12 protein-coding genes are annotated in these 14,639 nt (G+C 71.7%); 5 read left to right on the top strand and 7 right to left on the bottom strand.

Translation table 11 applies throughout. The annotated features are described in order from the left end of the window. Positions 1-157 precede the first annotated feature (157 nt). Positions 158-1,243: a 3-phosphoserine/phosphohydroxythreonine transaminase gene (gene serC, locus NQZ70_RS27950; RefSeq protein ID WP_129576925.1), complete on the bottom strand. Its 1,086-nt coding sequence runs from the start codon at positions 1,241-1,243 to the stop codon at positions 158-160. Between the two features lie 205 nt (positions 1,244-1,448). Between serC and NQZ70_RS27945 the strand changes: the two genes are divergently transcribed. Both NQZ70_RS27945 and NQZ70_RS27940 read left to right on the top strand, forming a co-directional pair. Then, positions 1,449-2,411, top strand: a complete 963-nt coding sequence (locus tag NQZ70_RS27945) for a ferritin-like domain-containing protein (RefSeq protein WP_129576924.1) — start codon at positions 1,449-1,451, stop codon at positions 2,409-2,411. Between the two features lie 17 nt (positions 2,412-2,428). Then, positions 2,429-3,628 (top strand): 1-aminocyclopropane-1-carboxylate deaminase/D-cysteine desulfhydrase, encoded by a 1,200-nt coding sequence (locus NQZ70_RS27940; RefSeq protein ID WP_129576923.1) that lies wholly within the window; start codon positions 2,429-2,431, stop codon positions 3,626-3,628. Between the two features lie 30 nt (positions 3,629-3,658). Here the strand turns inward: NQZ70_RS27940 and NQZ70_RS27935 are convergent, their stop codons facing one another. Continuing rightward, positions 3,659-4,291, bottom strand: coding sequence for a hypothetical protein (locus tag NQZ70_RS27935; RefSeq protein WP_129576922.1), 633 nt, complete (start codon positions 4,289-4,291; stop codon positions 3,659-3,661). 152 nt (positions 4,292-4,443) lie between these two features. On the opposite strand from NQZ70_RS27935, the gene NQZ70_RS27930 reads away from it, so the two are divergent. Beyond that, positions 4,444-5,655: a hypothetical protein gene (locus NQZ70_RS27930; protein ID WP_129576921.1), complete on the top strand. Its 1,212-nt coding sequence runs from the start codon at positions 4,444-4,446 to the stop codon at positions 5,653-5,655. A gap of 9 nt (positions 5,656-5,664) precedes the next feature. Here NQZ70_RS27930 and NQZ70_RS27925 read toward each other — a convergent pair whose 3' ends face one another. Further along, entirely contained in the window at positions 5,665-6,717 is a 1,053-nt protein-coding gene (locus NQZ70_RS27925; RefSeq protein ID WP_237244119.1) for a rhomboid family intramembrane serine protease, read from the bottom strand. A 224-nt stretch (positions 6,718-6,941) separates the two neighbouring features. On the opposite strand from NQZ70_RS27925, the gene apaG reads away from it, so the two are divergent. Next, entirely contained in the window at positions 6,942-7,325 is a 384-nt protein-coding gene (apaG, locus tag NQZ70_RS27920) for a Co2+/Mg2+ efflux protein ApaG (protein WP_061627952.1), read from the top strand. A 121-nt stretch (positions 7,326-7,446) separates the two neighbouring features. Here apaG and clpA read toward each other — a convergent pair whose 3' ends face one another. From clpA to NQZ70_RS27905, 3 genes are all read right to left on the bottom strand, one after another. After that, positions 7,447-9,771 carry an ATP-dependent Clp protease ATP-binding subunit ClpA gene (gene clpA / locus NQZ70_RS27915; RefSeq protein WP_129576920.1) on the bottom strand — a complete coding sequence of 775 codons (2,325 nt, stop codon included), beginning with the start codon at positions 9,769-9,771 and terminating at the stop codon, positions 7,447-7,449. Next, on the bottom strand, positions 9,768-10,091 hold the full coding sequence (gene clpS / locus NQZ70_RS27910) for an ATP-dependent Clp protease adapter ClpS (RefSeq protein ID WP_020737250.1): 324 nt from the start codon (positions 10,089-10,091) through the stop codon (positions 9,768-9,770). Before clpS ends, clpA begins: the two co-directional genes overlap by 4 nt. 285 nt (positions 10,092-10,376) lie before the next feature. After that, positions 10,377-12,947, bottom strand: a complete 2,571-nt coding sequence (locus tag NQZ70_RS27905) for a glycogen/starch/alpha-glucan phosphorylase (protein WP_129576919.1) — start codon at positions 12,945-12,947, stop codon at positions 10,377-10,379. A 180-nt stretch (positions 12,948-13,127) separates the two neighbouring features. On the opposite strand from NQZ70_RS27905, the gene NQZ70_RS27900 reads away from it, so the two are divergent. Next, positions 13,128-13,709, top strand: a complete 582-nt coding sequence (locus NQZ70_RS27900; RefSeq protein WP_129576918.1) for a hypothetical protein — start codon at positions 13,128-13,130, stop codon at positions 13,707-13,709. A 51-nt stretch (positions 13,710-13,760) separates the two neighbouring features. On the opposite strand, the gene NQZ70_RS27895 is transcribed toward NQZ70_RS27900, so the two are convergent. Continuing rightward, positions 13,761-14,627 (bottom strand): hypothetical protein, encoded by an 867-nt coding sequence (locus NQZ70_RS27895; protein WP_129576917.1) that lies wholly within the window; start codon positions 14,625-14,627, stop codon positions 13,761-13,763. Positions 14,628-14,639 lie beyond the last annotated feature (12 nt).

Genomic DNA, 14,639 nt, shown 5'->3' with positions numbered 1-14,639 from the left:
CGACAGGCCCTTTCCGCGGGGGCCTGTTGTACCGGGCGGAACAACGTCAAGCGGGCTGAAGGTTGGGACGCGACGAATTGGGGGGAGGTTCGCCGGAGACGCAGGTGGAAACCTGGGCGAACCTGGAATTACCGAGAATGTCGTGTTCCCAGCGCGGTCAAGCCCTCTTGGCGAAGTCCCGCATGAACGCCGTAAGGCGCTCCACCGATTCAACGGATACTGCGTTGTAGATCGAAACCCGGATACCCCCGGTCGACCTGTGTCCGGCGAGCCCCACCATACCCTCCTTTGCCGCCTCGGCGACGAAGCGTTTTTCCATCTCCTCGCTGGCCAGCCGGAACACCACGTTCATGAACGAGCGGCTCTCCTTCTCGACCGGGGCCCGGAACACATCCGGGTGCGCGTCGAGGGTTTCGTACAGCAGCTCACCCTTCTTGCGATTCCGTCGCTCGACCTCCTCGAGCCCACCGATCTCAAGCGTATACGCGAGCACGTTGCGCATGAGGTAGATTGCGAATGTCGGAGGTGTGTTGTAGAGCGAGTTGTTGGCAGCGTAAGTGGCATAACGGAAAATGACGGGAATGTCTTTTCGCCCGCTGTCAACGATGTCCTTGCGGGCGATCACGACCGTGATCCCGCTCGGCCCGATGTTCTTCTGGGCGCCCGCGTAAATCAGGGCAAACCTGGAGATATCCATCTTGCGCCACAGGATGTCGGACGACATGTCCGCGATGAGCGGCACGTTGCCTGTCTCGGGCAGCCAGTGCCATTGCGTCCCGAACAGCGTGTTGTTCGTCGTCATGTGGACGTACGCGGCGTCCGGGTCGAGCGAGAGCTCGCTCTGGTGGGGGATGCGGGTGTAGCGCTTGTCGACCGCGGTGCTCGCGGCGACGCGGACGGCGCCGACGCGCTTCGCCTCGTCCAGGGCCTTCTCGGACCAGCCGCCGGTGAGGATGTAGTCGGCGCTCCTGCCGGGCGGCAGGAGGTTCATCGGCACGACGGCGAACTGCATCGCCGCGCCGCCCTGCATGAACAGCACGTGGTAGTCGTCCGAGAGGCCGAGCAGCTGCCGGAGCAGCGCGATCGCCTCCTTGTGCACCGCCTCGAACGCCTTGCCGCGGTGGCTGTGCTCCATGATCGACATGCCCGTCCCCTCGAAGTCGAGGAGCTCGCGCTGAGCGCGCTCGAGGGCGGGGAGGGGGAGCCCGGCTGGGCCGGCGTTGAAGTTGTGGACGCGCGCCATGGTGCTTCTCCTGAGGTTCAAGTCGGCGGTTCCAGATGCCGCCGCCGCGGCCGTATACCACGGCGGGCGCCGGCTCCGCCCGGGCGGGCCGAGCAGGAGCCGGGGCGGCGGGGGCTCGGACGGGGGCTCGGGCGCCGGGCCCGCGCGCCTCGGGCCTGCCCGGGGCCGCGATCTGGGCTAAATTCACCGCTCTGGAGGCCGATCGATGCTGGTGACCCGCGAAGAGATGGCGTTCGATTTCCAGGGCGCCAAGCTCGATCCCGTCAAGGACAAGGACGTCATCGTCTGGGCCGTCCAGCAGTTCCTCTACGGCGAGATCACCGGCGTCCAGATCGGCCACTGGCTCTACAACGCGCCGGATCTCGAGTCCGCGCGCTTCCTCGCGCGCCAGGCCGTCGAGGAGTTCCAGCACGTCGGCAACTTCCTCCGCATCCTCGAGATCCTCGGCGCGCCGCCGGAGAAGGCCGCCTGGAGCGTGCGCTTCCTCGCCACCGGCCTCATGGGCGGCGACTGGGCCGAGCACGTCGCCCTCGAGATGGCCCTCGGCGAGGGCCTCGTCCTCCAGGCGTTCTACGCGATGATCGACACCGTGGACGAGCCGGAGATCGTCGCGATCCTGAAGCGCGGCGTGCGGCAGGAGGAGCGCCACGTCGACTTCGGCGAGCAGCAGACGAGGAAGGCGATCGCGGGGCGGCCCGCGCTAAGGCGGCGGCTGCTCGGCCTCGCGCTCGTGTCGCTCTGGGGCGTGTCGCGGCTCGAGGCGTTCATGAAGAAGCGCCTGCCGATGGACCACCCGGCGCTCCGGCGCCTGCCCGATCTGGTCCGCCACTCGGTGCGGATCGCGGAGCTCCGGCTGATGCGCATCGGCCTGACCGACGCGCCGATCTCGTCGATGTCGGCCGCCCGCAAGCTCGCGCTCGTGGCGGAGGCGTACGCGGGCAAGCTCGCGCTCGGCCTCGCGTCGTGGGTGCTCTCGGTGCTCCTCTTGCCGCTCCGGCTGCTCGGCCTCGCGGGGCCGAAGCGGCTGACGGACACGTACCTCCGCGATCCGCTGGTCGTGCGCGGCGGCCGGCTCGGCGCCGGGGCGGAGGACGATCCCGGCGACGCCGGCGAGCAGGCGGGGCCGGGCGGCCCTCCGGCGGGCCACGGCGCGGCGGCGCGCGCCTGAGCGCGAGGGGCGACGGGGTGGCGGGCGACGAGGAGGGGCGAGCCGCCCGCGCTGGGGCGGCCGGCGCGGCCGGCGCGGCGGGCGCCGCCGGCGCGGCGGGCGCCGCCGGCGCGGCGGGCGTCGCCGATGCGACCCCGGGCTTCCTCCCCGCATCGCGCGAGCTGCCGCTCTTCGCCGAGCTACCCGAGCTCGCGGGGCAGATCCCCTGGCGTCCGCTCGCGCACGCGCCGACGCCGGTCGTCCCCTGCGCCGCGATCGAGGGCTACCTCGGCCGCGGCGGCGTCTGGGTCAAGCGCGACGACCGGATCTCGCCGCTCTACGGCGGCAACAAGGTGCGGCGCTTCGAGTTCTTGCTCGCGGACGCGGAGCGGCGCGGGGCGAGGACGCTCGTCACGGTCGGCGGGCTGGCGTCGACGCAGGTCATGGCCACGGCCCTCTTCGGCCGGGCGCTCGGCTTCGCCGTCACCGCGGTCCTGTTCGACCAGCCGATCACCCGCTTCGGCCGCGACGCGCTCCTCGCCGGCGCGGCGAGCGGCGCCGAGCTCGTCCACGGCGGCGGGTACGCGACCACCGCGATCCGGGCGCTCCGGGCGCTGCGCCGGGCCGATCGGCCGTACTTCATCCTGCCCGGCGCCTCGGCCGCGCTCCCGTGCCTCGGCTACGTCGACGCGATGCTCGAGCTCGCCGAGCAGGTCCGGCGCGGCGAGGCGCCGCGCCCCGATCGCATCGTCGTCCCCTCGGGGACGGGCGGGACGCTGGCGGGGCTCGCGCTCGGCGCGGCGATGCTCGGCTGGCCGACCACGATCGTCGGCGTGCGCATCACCGAGCGCGTCGCCTCGAACCGCGCCGTCGTCCGCTACGAGGTCGGCAGCATGAAGCGCCTCCTCGCCCGGCGCGCGCCGCGCTTCACCCGGCGGCGGCTCCCGCCCGTCCGCTTCGCGATCGATCACCGCGCGATCGGCCCCGGCTACGGCGCCCCGACCCCCGCGTCGATCGCCGCGATCCCCGAGGTGGAGCGGCTGATCGGCGTCCCGGGGGAGATCACGTACAGCGCCAAGGCGCTCGCCGCGCTGCGCGAGATCGGGCGCGAGCACCCCGGGGAGACGATCCTCCTCTGGCAGACGCTCTCGAGCGCGCGCCCGCCGCTCGCCGAGGGCGGCGCCGCGGCGCTCCCGCCCGCGTTCGCGCGGTTCTTCGAGGGCGACGTCGCGTGCTGAGGGCGCGGCGCGCGGCGGCCGCGCGGCCGATCACTTCAGCCGCAGGCTGTTCACGAGCTTGTCGAAGTCGGCGCGCGCCCCGGTGACCGTCTTCTCGGGGCCGGTCAACTTGAAGAACCAGAGGTCGCCGGAGGGCGTCTCGGCGATCGCGCCGAGCATGGCGTAGCTCGACTTCGGCTCCCCGGCGGGCATGCCGGGCATCCCGGAGCCGGCGAACGTCCCCTTGATCTCGACGACCGCGACCTTGATGTCGTTGACCTTGAGGTCGGCGCGCTTCGGGGAGTCATCGCTCTTCTGCGAGAACTGGCCGACCCAGCGCGTGATGTTCGCGTCCACGCTGCCGCCGGCCTGGCTCACGCTGAGCTCGGCGTCCTCGGTGTCGCCCGCGGCGCGCTTGATCTTGTAGGTCGCCTTGCGCATCGCGTTGGGATTCGGCGCGCTCTCGAAGCTCGCCGGCGCGTCCCAGGCGAGCTCCGCCCCGACCGCCTGCTGGCCGCCGGGGTGCGCCGGCTTCGGCGCCTGGGTCGTCGGGGCGGGGGTGGCGCCCGTGTTCGTCGCGGGCGGCTCGGGCGCCGACGTGGCCGTCGGCTCGGGCGTCTTCGAGCACGCCGCGGCGAGCGCGGCGACGAGCGGCAGGACCATGGCGGAGCGGAGCTTGATCATCGTGGGTGCCTCGGCGTGGGTTCGCCGCGACTGTAGTCGCCGTACCCGGAGCCTCAAGCCGGATCGGAGCGACGCGGACGCTTCCCCGCGCTCCGGCCGGCGGCGCCGTCGGTCGTGCAGCCGCGCGCGCCGCCGTGGTACCACCAAAATTCATGGAGCCCACCTTCCGGCGCGCCTTCAACGCGGCCTTCGGCCCGTCGACCTACGCGGAGATCCTCGGCCGCCTCGAGCGGCGGCTCGGCTGCGCGATCCCGTTCCGCGTCGCCGAGACGCCGCTGTTCCTGCCGGCGCGCCTGCGCGAGCGCCTCGCGCGCTCCGCGACGGAGATCGTGCGGCAGATCTCGAGCCCCGCGCTCATCGCGCAGATGAAGCGCGCCATCCCCGCGCACCTCGACGCCCCCGGCATGGACGCGCTCCCTAACTGCGCGCAGGTGGACTTCGCGATCGTGCGCGGCCCGGACGGCGAGCTCGACGCCAAGGTGGTCGAGCTGCAGGCGTTCCCGTCGCTCTACGCGCTCATGCTCGTGCAGACCGAGATCGTGGCCGAGGTGCTGGCCGGCATGCCGGGGCTCGACCGGCGCTGGACGTGCTGCTTCGGGGGCCGGAGCCGCGACGATGTCGTCGCGCACCTGCGCCGCGCGATCCTCGCGGGCGAGCCCGAGGAGTCGGTGGTGCTCCTCGACCTCTCGCCGGAGAAGCAGAAGACCTACCCGGACTTCGTGGCGACGAAGCTCCTCGTCGGCGTCGACGCGGTCTGCCCCACGGCGCTCGTCCGCGAGAAGGACCGGCTGTTCCGCCGCGTGGGCGGGCGGCTCGTCCCCGTCCGCCGGCTGTACAACCGCGTCGTGTTCGACGAGCTCGAGGCGAAGCGGGTCGAGCTCCCGTTCCGGTACGACGAGCCGCTCGACGTCACGTGGTGCTCGCACCCGAACTGGTACTGGACCTGGTCGAAATACACGCTCCCTTACCTCGATCACCCGGCGGTCCCGCGGGCGCGGCTCCTCAGCGCGCTCGACGAGGTGCCGCCGGATCTCGAGCGCTACGTGCTCAAGCCGCTGTTCTCCTTCGCGGGCTCCGGGGTGAAGGTCGACGTCACGCCCGAGCACCTCGCCGCGATCCCGGAGGCCGAGCGCTCGCGGTGGCTGCTCCAGGAGAAGGTCGCGTACGAGCCGGCGCTCCCGATGCCGGACGGGGGCGGGGTGAAGGCCGAGGTCCGGATGATGTTCCTGCGCGCGCCGGACGAGCCCGAGCTCTCGCTCGCGCTCGACCTGGTGCGGCTGTCGCGCGGGAAGATGCTCGGGGTCGATCAGAACCGCGATCTGACCTGGGTGGGCGGGACGGTGGGGATCTGGCCGGTCGACTGAGCGCGCGCGTCAGGCGCGGAGCGCGAGCTGCCACGCGCCGAGGACGAGCCCCGTCGCGGTCGCGCCGAGGGCGACCTGGACGAGGGGGCGGCGCGGCGCGGGCCGGCTCCGCAGGAACAGGCCGGCGACGAGGCCGATCGCGGCGCCGCTGAGCAGGCCGAAGGCGTGGGCGCCGAGATCGGCGCGCGGGCTCGCGCCGAGGGCGCCGAGGAGCGAGAGGCCGCCCACGAGCGGCGCCGCGAGCTGGAGCAGGTGTCGCTTCTCGCCGCTGTCCTTGTCGTGCGCGCGGTCGAGCATGAGCTGGGTGGTGGCGAGCAGCCCGATCGCGCCGAACACCGCGGTGGAGGCGCCGATCGACGCGTGGTGGTGGCCCAGGCCGTGGTGCCAGAGCGCGTTCGCGAAGTTCCCGATCGCGCCCGAGGCGACCACGGCGAGCGCGGCGCCGCCGGGCCCGAGGCGGCGTTGCACGGCGGACGCGAAGACCGTCCCCGAGATGACGTTGCCCATCACGTGGGCCGAGTCGGCGTGCAGCGTGAGCGCGGTGATGGCGCGCCACGGCTCGGGCCCGACGACGAGGTCGGCGACCGAGGCACCGCGCTGGAACAGCCGCCCGCCGCCGCTCGCGGGGCCGGTGACGAGGAAGAAGAAGAGGGCGAGGGCGACGAACGCGACGCCGGCGGCGATGGACGGCGGGTGGCGCGGGCGCTCGCGCGGGCGGCGCGGGGGCCAGTCGCGGTTCTCCGCTTCGTACCGATCGATCGAGGTCGCGGCGAAGTCGTAGTCCTCGTCGCGCACGAGGAGCACCCAGCCTGCCGGGGTGTACTGCACGGCGTGCCAAAGCTCGCTCGACTGCAGCACGAGGGCCCATTCGCGGACCTTGCGTTCCGGCATCACGGGCCCGATGGCCGTCAGCCCGGGCCCGGGCCCTTCTCCCACGCCTCCAGGGGCATCGCCGTTCAGGACCATCGCCGCCCTCTCGCCGCGCGCCGGCGGCAGGATCGCGATCGGGACGAACCGTTCGCCTTCAGCACATCGAGCACCGGTACAGTCATGTTCGCCCACGGCGGGTTCCTCCACGGATCGTTGACCCCAGGTTCGACGAAACCTGCGGATGAGGCCGGAGGCTGTCAACGCCGCCTCTCGGGGAGCCCGGCCGTCTCCGTCCCGGCGTCTCCTGGCCGTCTCCCCGCGTCTCCCCTCGTCTCCCCTCGTCTCCCCTCGTCTCCCCTCGTCTCTTGCGCGGCCGGGCCCTTGTGCGCGCGGCGCAGCGGTGGCAGTGCGTGGTTGTGTCGACGGCCATCACGCAGGGCATCCGGGTCACCGTCTCGACGGTGTACGTCCCCACGCAGTCATCCCCGACGGAGCACCGCTACGTCTTCGCCTACACGGTGCGGATTGCGAACGAAGGCACCGAGCCCGCCCAGCTGAGGACGAGGCACTGGATCATCACGCATGGCAGCGGGAAGGTGGAGGAGGTGCGCGGCCCTGGCGTGGTCGGCCAGCAGCCCTCGCTGAAGCCTGGCGAGCACTTCGAGTACACGAGCGGCTGTGTGCTCGAGACCCCGCGCGGCTCGATGCGCGGCACCTACCAGATGCACCGCCCGGACGGCCGCGTCTTCGACGCCGAGATCGCGCCGTTCACCCTCGCGATGCCGCACTCGCTGAACTGATCCAGCAGCCCACGAATCCGCCCGTCATCCCCGCCTGTCATCCGGAGAGAGCCAGCGGGGAGGGGTGCCCGTGCGCGCGGGCACCCCTCCCCGCTGGCTCCGTTGCTACCCGAGAGGGGTTCTACCCGACGGCCGCCGGCTCCACCGCCGCCCCGTTCGCCTTCGCCTTCTCCGCGTCCCCCCCGCTCCCGCCCGCCGCCGCGAACTTGAACGTGAAGTCGTCCCCCTCGAAGTCGACGGTGACGTTCCCCCCGTTCTCGAGGGCCCCGAAGAGCAGCTCATCCCCGAGCCGCCGCTTGATCTCGTTCTCGATGACACGCCCGAGCGGCCGCGCCCCGTTCGCCGGATCGTACCCGCGCGTCGAGAGCTCCGCCCGCGCCCGCTCGGTCACGTCGATGGTGACCGACCGGTCCGCGAGCATCGCCGCGAGCTCGCCGATGAACTTGTCGACGATGCTCCCCATCACCGACGGATCCAGCGACCGGAACATGATGCGCGCGTCCAGCCGGTTCCTGAACTCCGGGCTGAACGTGTTCTTGTAGGCCTTGTCGTCGTCGCCCGCCGACCCCCGCTCGCCGAAGCCGACCCGCGCCTGCGCGAGCTCCCGCGCGCCCACGTTGCTCGTCATGATCAGCACCATGTGGCGGAAGTCGCTCTTCTTGCCGTTGTTGTCGGTCAGCGTGCCGTGATCCATCACCTGGAGCAGCACCTGGAACACGTCCGGGTGCGCCTTCTCGATCTCGTCGAGCAACAGCACCGCGTGCGGCGTCTTCGCCGCCGCCTCGGTCAGCAGGCCGCCGCGATCGAACCCGACGTAGCCGGGCGGCGCGCCGATGAGCCGCGAGACCGTGTGCCGCTCCTGGTACTCGCTCATGTCGAACCGCAGGAAGCCGATGCCGAGCGCCTTGGCGAGCTGCTTCGCGAGCTCCGTCTTGCCGACGCCGGTCGGGCCCGAGAACAGGAACGAGCCGATCGGCTTCTCCGGCGCGCGCAGCCCCGCGCGCGACAGCTTGATCGCGGACGAGAGCTGCTTCACCGCCTCGTCCTGGCCGAAGATCACCGAGCGCAGCGACTGCTCGAGATCCTTGAGCTGCGCCTTGTCCGACGTCGACACCTGCCGCGGCGGGATCTGCGCCATCTTCGCGATGACGAGCTCGATGTCCGCGGTGTCCACCGTGTACCCGTCGCCGTGCTTCAGCCGCGCCGCCGCGCCCGCCTCGTCGAGCAGGTCGATCGCCTTGTCGGGCAGCCGGCGGTCCTGGAGGTAGCGCGCCGACAGCTTCGCCGCGGCCTCGAGCGCCTCGGGCGTGTACGTGATCTTGTGGAACTCCTCGTAGCGCTTCTGCAGGCCCTTCAGGATCTGCGTCGTGTCGTCGACCGACGGCTCGGTCACCTCGATGCGCTGGAACCGCCGCGCGAGCGCGCTGTCGCGCTCGAGGTGGCCGCGGTACTCCTGGAACGTCGTCGCGCCGATGCAGCGCAGGCGGCCCGACGTCAGCGCGGGCTTGAGCAGGTTCGAGGCGTCCATCGTCCCGCCGCTCGCGGCCCCCGCGCCGATGATCGTGTGGATCTCGTCGATGAACAGGACCGAGCCCGGCTGCTTCTCCAGCGCGCGCAGCACCGCCTTGAGGCGGTTCTCGAAGTCGCCGCGGTACTTCGTGCCGGCGAGGAGCGCGCCCATGTCGAGCGCGTAGACGGTCGCGTCCTTGAGCGGCGCGGGCACGTCCTTCTTCTCGATCCGCTGCGCCAGCCCCTCCACGATCGCCGTCTTGCCGACCCCGGCGTCGCCGATGAGCAGGGGGTTGTTCTTGCGCCGCCGCGCGAGCACCTGGATCGTCCGGGCGACCTCGTTCTCGCGGCCGACGAGCGGGTCGATGCGCCCCTCGGCCGCCTCCTTGTTGAGGTTCATCGTGAACGCGGCGAGCGGATCCTTGATCGGCTGCGCGTTGCCGGGCTCGCCGCCCTCGTCGGACGACGACTCCTCGCGGAGGCTGTCGTCCTGGCCCGTCTTCGAGATGCCGTGCGAGATGTAGTTCACGACGTCGAAGCGGCTGATGCCCTGCTCCCCGAGGAGGGTCACGGCCGGGCAGTCGCGCTCGGCGAACATCGCGACCAGCACGTTCGCCCCCTTGAGCTCCTTCTTGCCCGAGGACTGCACGTGCATCGCGGCGCGGCCGACCACGCGCTGGAACCCGAGCGAGAGCGTCGGGCTCGTGTCCGCGTCGTCCGGCAGCGCCTCGATCTCCTCGTCGAGGAAGCGCTCCAGCTTCTTCTTCAGGAGCGGGGTGTCGCCCCCGGCGTGCCGGAGGACCTCGGCCGTCTCCTCGTCGAAGAGCAGCGCGTAGAGCAGGTGCTCGATGGTCACGAACTCGTGCCGGCGGCGCGAGGCCTCCCGGGTGGCGAGCGAAAAGGCGATCTCAACTTCGGGGCTGATGCGCATGGTCATTCCGGCTCGGCGGTCAACCGAAGGGGCATCCCGTGCTCCTTGGCGAAGTCCTGGACTTGGGCGACCTTGGTCTCGGCGACATCCTTGGTGTACACGCCCGCGACCCCGTGGCCGCGGTGGTGCACGCTCAGCATGATGTGCGTGGCCTCCGTCTCGGTGCGGTGGAAGAACTTCATCAGGACGAGGACGACGAACTCCATCGTCGTGTAGTCGTCGTTGTGGAACACGACCTTGTAGCGGCGGGCCTTCTCGACCTTCCGTTCCCGCTCCGTCGCGAGGTCGCCCTGCCTGTCTTCTCTCTCCTCAGGATCGTTCGGCATAAATCCGTCGGGAAGGATAGCAAGAGCCCCGCCCCGGCGAGCGGCCGACGGAGGGAGCTCACGCCCCGGAAGCATGCTCCGGCGGGGCGTGTTCCGCCACGCGCGCGCCGGGATTTTTCCGTCCGTCACGGCGCCCAGGTCCTGGAAGCGAGCTGAAGAGGCGTCGGGTCTGCCCGGAGGCGCCCGTCGGGTCCGCCCGGCGTCGCGCCGCCGCCTCTAGGCGGGCGCGCGTCGCCGTCCCCCGGCGGGCGCGGGCGCGCCGGCCGGGGCGGCGGGGTCATGCGGTCACAGGAGCGACCTGGCGGCGCCGACGTCGATGTCGACGGGCGTGAGGCCCCAGATGTCGCGCGCGTACTCGCGCACCGTGCGGTCGGAGGAGAACTCGCCCACGCGGGCGATGTTGAGCGCGGACTTGCGCAGCCAGCCCTTCCGGTCGGCGTAGGCCGCGTCCACCTCGCGCTGGCAGGCGGAGTAGGCCTTGAAGTCGGCGAGCATCATGTACTCGTCGCGGCCGAGCAGCCGGTCGAGCAGCGGCTGGAAGAGCTCGCGGTACTCCGGCGAGAAGAAGCCCGACGAGATGAGGTCGATCACCTCGCGGAGCTCCGAGTCGGCCGCGACCGCGTCGCGCCCCTCGAAGTGCTCGTTGCGGCGGGCGATCACCTCGTCGGCGGTGAGGCCGAACAGGAAGAAGTTCTCCGGGCCCACGGCGTCGCGGATCTCGATGTTCGCGCCGTCGAGCGTGCCGACGGTGAGCGCGCCGTTCAGCGCGAGCTTCATGTTGCCGGTGCCCGACGCCTCCATGCCGGCGGTCGAGATCTGCTCGGAGACGTCGGCGGCCGGGATGATGCGCTCGGCCAGCGAGACGCGGTAGTTCGGCATGAACACGACCCGGAGCGCGCTCTGGCGCCGGTCGCCGTTCACGACGTAGGCGACGGCGTGGATGAACTTGATGATGAGCTTCGCCTGCCGGTAGCCGGGCGCCGCCTTGGCGCCGAAGATGAAGGTCCGCGGCGTGATCGGCTCGCCGCGCTTCTGGCGCAGGTAGAGCGCGACGATGTGGAGCGCGTTGAGCAGCTGGCGCTTGTACTCGTGGAGGCGCTTGATCTGGACGTCGAAGATCGAGGCGGGGTCGACCTGGATGTCGAGCTCCTGCCCGATGAACCTGGCGAGCGCCGCCTTGTTGGCGCGCTTGACGTCGGCGATCCGCTCGATGAACTCCGGGTCGTCGAGGTGGCGCTCGAGCTCGCGCAGCCGCTCGAACTCCGTCACCCAGCGCGGGCCGACCTTCTCGGTGACGAGCGCGGCGAGCGCGGGGTTGCAGGCGAGCAGCCAGCGCCGGAAGGTGACGCCGTTCGTCTTGTTGTTGAACCGCTCGGGCCAGAGGTCGTAGAAGTCGCGGAGCAGGTCGCGCTTGACGAGCTCGGAGTGGAGCTTGGCCACGCCGTTCACCGAGTGCGAGCCGACGACGGCGAGGTACGCCATGCGCACGTGGCGCTCGTGCCCCTCCTCGATGAGCGACATCCGCGCCACGCGGTCGTGGTCCTGCGGGTGGGCGTCCATGACCTCGCGCAGGAAGCGCCGGTTGATCTCGTAGATGATCTCGAGGTGCCTCGGCAGGAGCCGCTCGAAGAGCGCGACGGGCCAGCGCTCGAGCGCCTCGGGCAGGAGCGTGTGGTTCGTGTACCCGAAGGAGGCGACGGTCTGCTTCCACGCGTCCTCCCAGGTGACGAGGTGCTCGTCGATGAGCACGCGCATCAGCTCGGCGATCGCGATGGCGGGGTGCGTGTCGTTCAGCTGGATCGCGTTCTTCTCGGCGAAGCGCGAGAAGTCCGGGTGGACCCGGTTGTAGCGGTTCACGATGTCGGCGATGGAGCAGGCGACGAAGAAGTACTCCTGGCGGAGGCGCAGCTCCTTGCCCTTGTCGAAGTTGTCGTTCGGGTAGAGGACCTTGGAGATGACCTCCGACTGGTTCTTCTCGTGGACGGCGTGCACGTAGTCGCCGGCGTTGAAGAGCTCGAAGTCGAACTCCTCGCCGGCGCGGGCGGACCACAGCCGGAGGGTGTTCACGGTGTTCGACTGGAAGCCGGCGATGGGCGTGTCGAAGGGGACGCCGATGACCTGCTCGGAGGGGCGCCAGATGACGCGGAAGCCGCCGCGCTTGTCGGGGACGCGCTCGGTGTAGCCGCCGAACGAGACCGGGACGGCGTGCTCGGGGCGCTCGACCTCCCACGGGTTGCCGAAGCGGAGCCACTCGTCGGCGCGCTCGACCTGGTAGCCGTCGCGGATGACCTGCTCGAAGATGCCGAACTCGTAGCGGATGCCGTAGCCGTAGGTGGGCAGGCCGATGGTGGCCATGGAGTCGAGGAAGCAGGCGGCGAGCCGGCCGAGGCCGCCGTTGCCGAGCCCGGCGTCGGGCTCCTGATCGACGAGGTCGTCGAGGTTGAGGCCGAGCTCGCCGAGGACGGTCTTGTAGCTGTCGTAGATGTCGAGGGCCTGCAGGTTGTTGACGAGCGCGCGGCCGAGGAGGAACTCCGCGGAGAGGTAGTAGGCGCGCTTGACGTCCTGCTCGTAGTAGGTGTGCTGGGTCTTGGTCCACCGGTCGACGAGGCGATCGCGCACGGAGAGGGCGAGGGCGACGTACCGGTCGAACGGCGTGGCGGACAGGGATTCCCGGGCGCGCGAGTAGTGGAGGTGGTCCGCGAAGGCGCGGCGGAGCGCGACCGGGTGCATGCCGGTGCGGGCGTCGGGCGCCTGGTTTCCGCGGAAAAAAGCGGCAGGGGTGTCTCGCTGGGAGGGCTCTCGCTGGGCGGGGGTTTCTCTCTGACGGTTGGGATCGACGTCGATCGGGTTGGCCATGGCGGCGCACTTTAGACGGATCCGGCCCAACCTGGTGGGCTGCGCGACGTGGCCGGGTGAGGTTCCGTGGGTCGGAGGTTGGCGATCGCACCAGGCCGCCGGTGTGCTAGGAGCGCAGGCGGCCCGGCGGCCTGGTGCGCCAGGGGAGCGTCGCCCGCCGGAGCCTCGGGAGGTCGGCGGATGATCCACGGCGGGCGGGCGGTGCGAGGCGGCGCGGGGGGCGGGGTGCTGGCGCGCGGCGGGGCGCTGGCGCGCGGTTGGGTGCTGGCGCTCGCGGGGGTGCTGGGAGCGCTCGGCGCGGGTGCGGGCTGCGAGGAACGCGCGGGGGTGGGCCCGGCGGCGAAGAAGGGGGTCGGCGAGGCGTGCGCGGACGGCGCGGAGTGCGCGTCGTCGGTGTGCGCGGCGATCGGGGGCGTCTGCTCGAAGGGCTGCCGGGTCGACCGGGAGTGCGGCGCGGGGTACGTGTGCCGCTCCCGCGACGACGGTCCCGACGGCGTGTGCAGCAAGCCGCAGGGCCGGGCGCCCGGCGAGGCGTGCATGACGGCGGTCGAGTGCCAGCACGGGCGATGCCTGCACCGGGCCGGCGCCCTGGATCAGCCGGGGCACTGCTCGGCGTACTGCGAGAGCGCCGACGATTGCCCGGCGGGTCTCAAGATCTGCGAGGAGATCGCCGACAGCGCGGGGCGGAAGATGTGCCTCCCCGGCGAAGGCGGGGCGGGGACGGCTGCGCCCGGCTCGCGGGGCAAGGCCTCCGAGCGGTAGGGCGGAAGCGCGGTCGGCCGGGGGGCGCGGGGCGCAGCGCGCGTCCGCGCGTCAGGGCTCCGCGGCGAGCTCCGGCGCTGCGGCGGGCGGGAGGGGCCCGGCGCTGCCCGGCTTCGCCGTCCCGCTCGGCTGCGTGGTCGAGGGCGCCGGGGTGCGGGCGCCGATCGGGGGCACGTGGGCGTCGAGCTGGCGTAACCCGAACACGGCGACGCCGGCTTCGCGCAGGTGCTCGTAGCGCTGGTGGATGACGGTCCAGAACTGGTCGCGGACGATGGCCTCCGGCGAGCGCTCGGAGGGCTTCTGCTGGGCGCCCCGGGGCCTGAGCTGGACGAGGAGCCAGCTCGCGTGCTCGGCCATCTCGGCGAGGTAGTCGCGCGAGAACGGGTGTTTGCCGTCGAGGGCGCCCGCGAGCTCGTCGAACATCCCGGCGATATCGACGCCGTCGCGGGCGCTGTCGACCGGCCCCGAGCCGCGGCGGATCGCGGCGACGCGCTGCTTGGGGACGAGCTTCAGATCCGCGAAGATCTCGAGTTGCCGCAGCGTGAGATCGCGCATCGGGCGGAACTTCTCGAGGCGCGCCTCGATCTCGCGCTCGCTCGCGGCCGTCGCGACGCGCCCCGCGGCCGCGACGAGCCCGAGCGCGAGGCTCGGGAGCTCGAGCACGTCGTCGATCGGGCAGAGCGGCAGCTTCTCCCGGACGCGGCCGAGGTGCGGGAGCACCGCCTGGACGCCGCGGTCGACGTTGGCGCGGACGAGCTCGATCGAGAGCCGGCAGACCTCGGCGCGCTCGGCCGGGACCTCCGCCTGCACCCGCGGCAGGAAGTGGCGATAGGCCTCGTTCGCGTCCGAGGTGGTGAAGATCTGGCGTGCTGACACAGACGGCTTGGTGTTCTTCGATGTCGATCGGGTCTTGGTCATGGCCATTGTCGC

The organism is Sorangium sp. So ce836 (assembly GCF_028553905.1).
GTDB classification, from domain to species: Bacteria; Myxococcota_A; Polyangia; order Polyangiales; family Polyangiaceae; genus Sorangium; species Sorangium cellulosum_D.
The sequence above is the reverse complement of the archived record's forward strand: the minus strand, read 5'-3'. Positions and strand labels throughout refer to the sequence as shown.

Bases quoted from the DNA above. Each gene is read 5' to 3' on its own strand.
- clpS (WP_020737250.1), bottom strand. From the start codon at position 10,091: ATGCCGAACGATCCTGAGGAGAGAGAAGACAGGCAGGGCGACCTCGCG.
- NQZ70_RS27930 (WP_129576921.1), top strand. From the start codon at position 4,444: ATGGAGCCCACCTTCCGGCGCGCCTTCAACGCGGCCTTCGGCCCGTCG.
- clpA (WP_129576920.1), bottom strand. From the start codon at position 9,771: ATGACCATGCGCATCAGCCCCGAAGTTGAGATCGCCTTTTCGCTCGCC.
- NQZ70_RS27945 (WP_129576924.1), top strand. From the start codon at position 1,449: ATGCTGGTGACCCGCGAAGAGATGGCGTTCGATTTCCAGGGCGCCAAG.
- NQZ70_RS27905 (WP_129576919.1), bottom strand. From the start codon at position 12,947: ATGGCCAACCCGATCGACGTCGATCCCAACCGTCAGAGAGAAACCCCC.
- NQZ70_RS27935 (WP_129576922.1), bottom strand. From the start codon at position 4,291: ATGATCAAGCTCCGCTCCGCCATGGTCCTGCCGCTCGTCGCCGCGCTC.
- serC (WP_129576925.1), bottom strand. From the start codon at position 1,243: ATGGCGCGCGTCCACAACTTCAACGCCGGCCCAGCCGGGCTCCCCCTC.
- NQZ70_RS27900 (WP_129576918.1), top strand. From the start codon at position 13,128: ATGATCCACGGCGGGCGGGCGGTGCGAGGCGGCGCGGGGGGCGGGGTG.
- NQZ70_RS27895 (WP_129576917.1), bottom strand. From the start codon at position 14,627: ATGACCAAGACCCGATCGACATCGAAGAACACCAAGCCGTCTGTGTCA.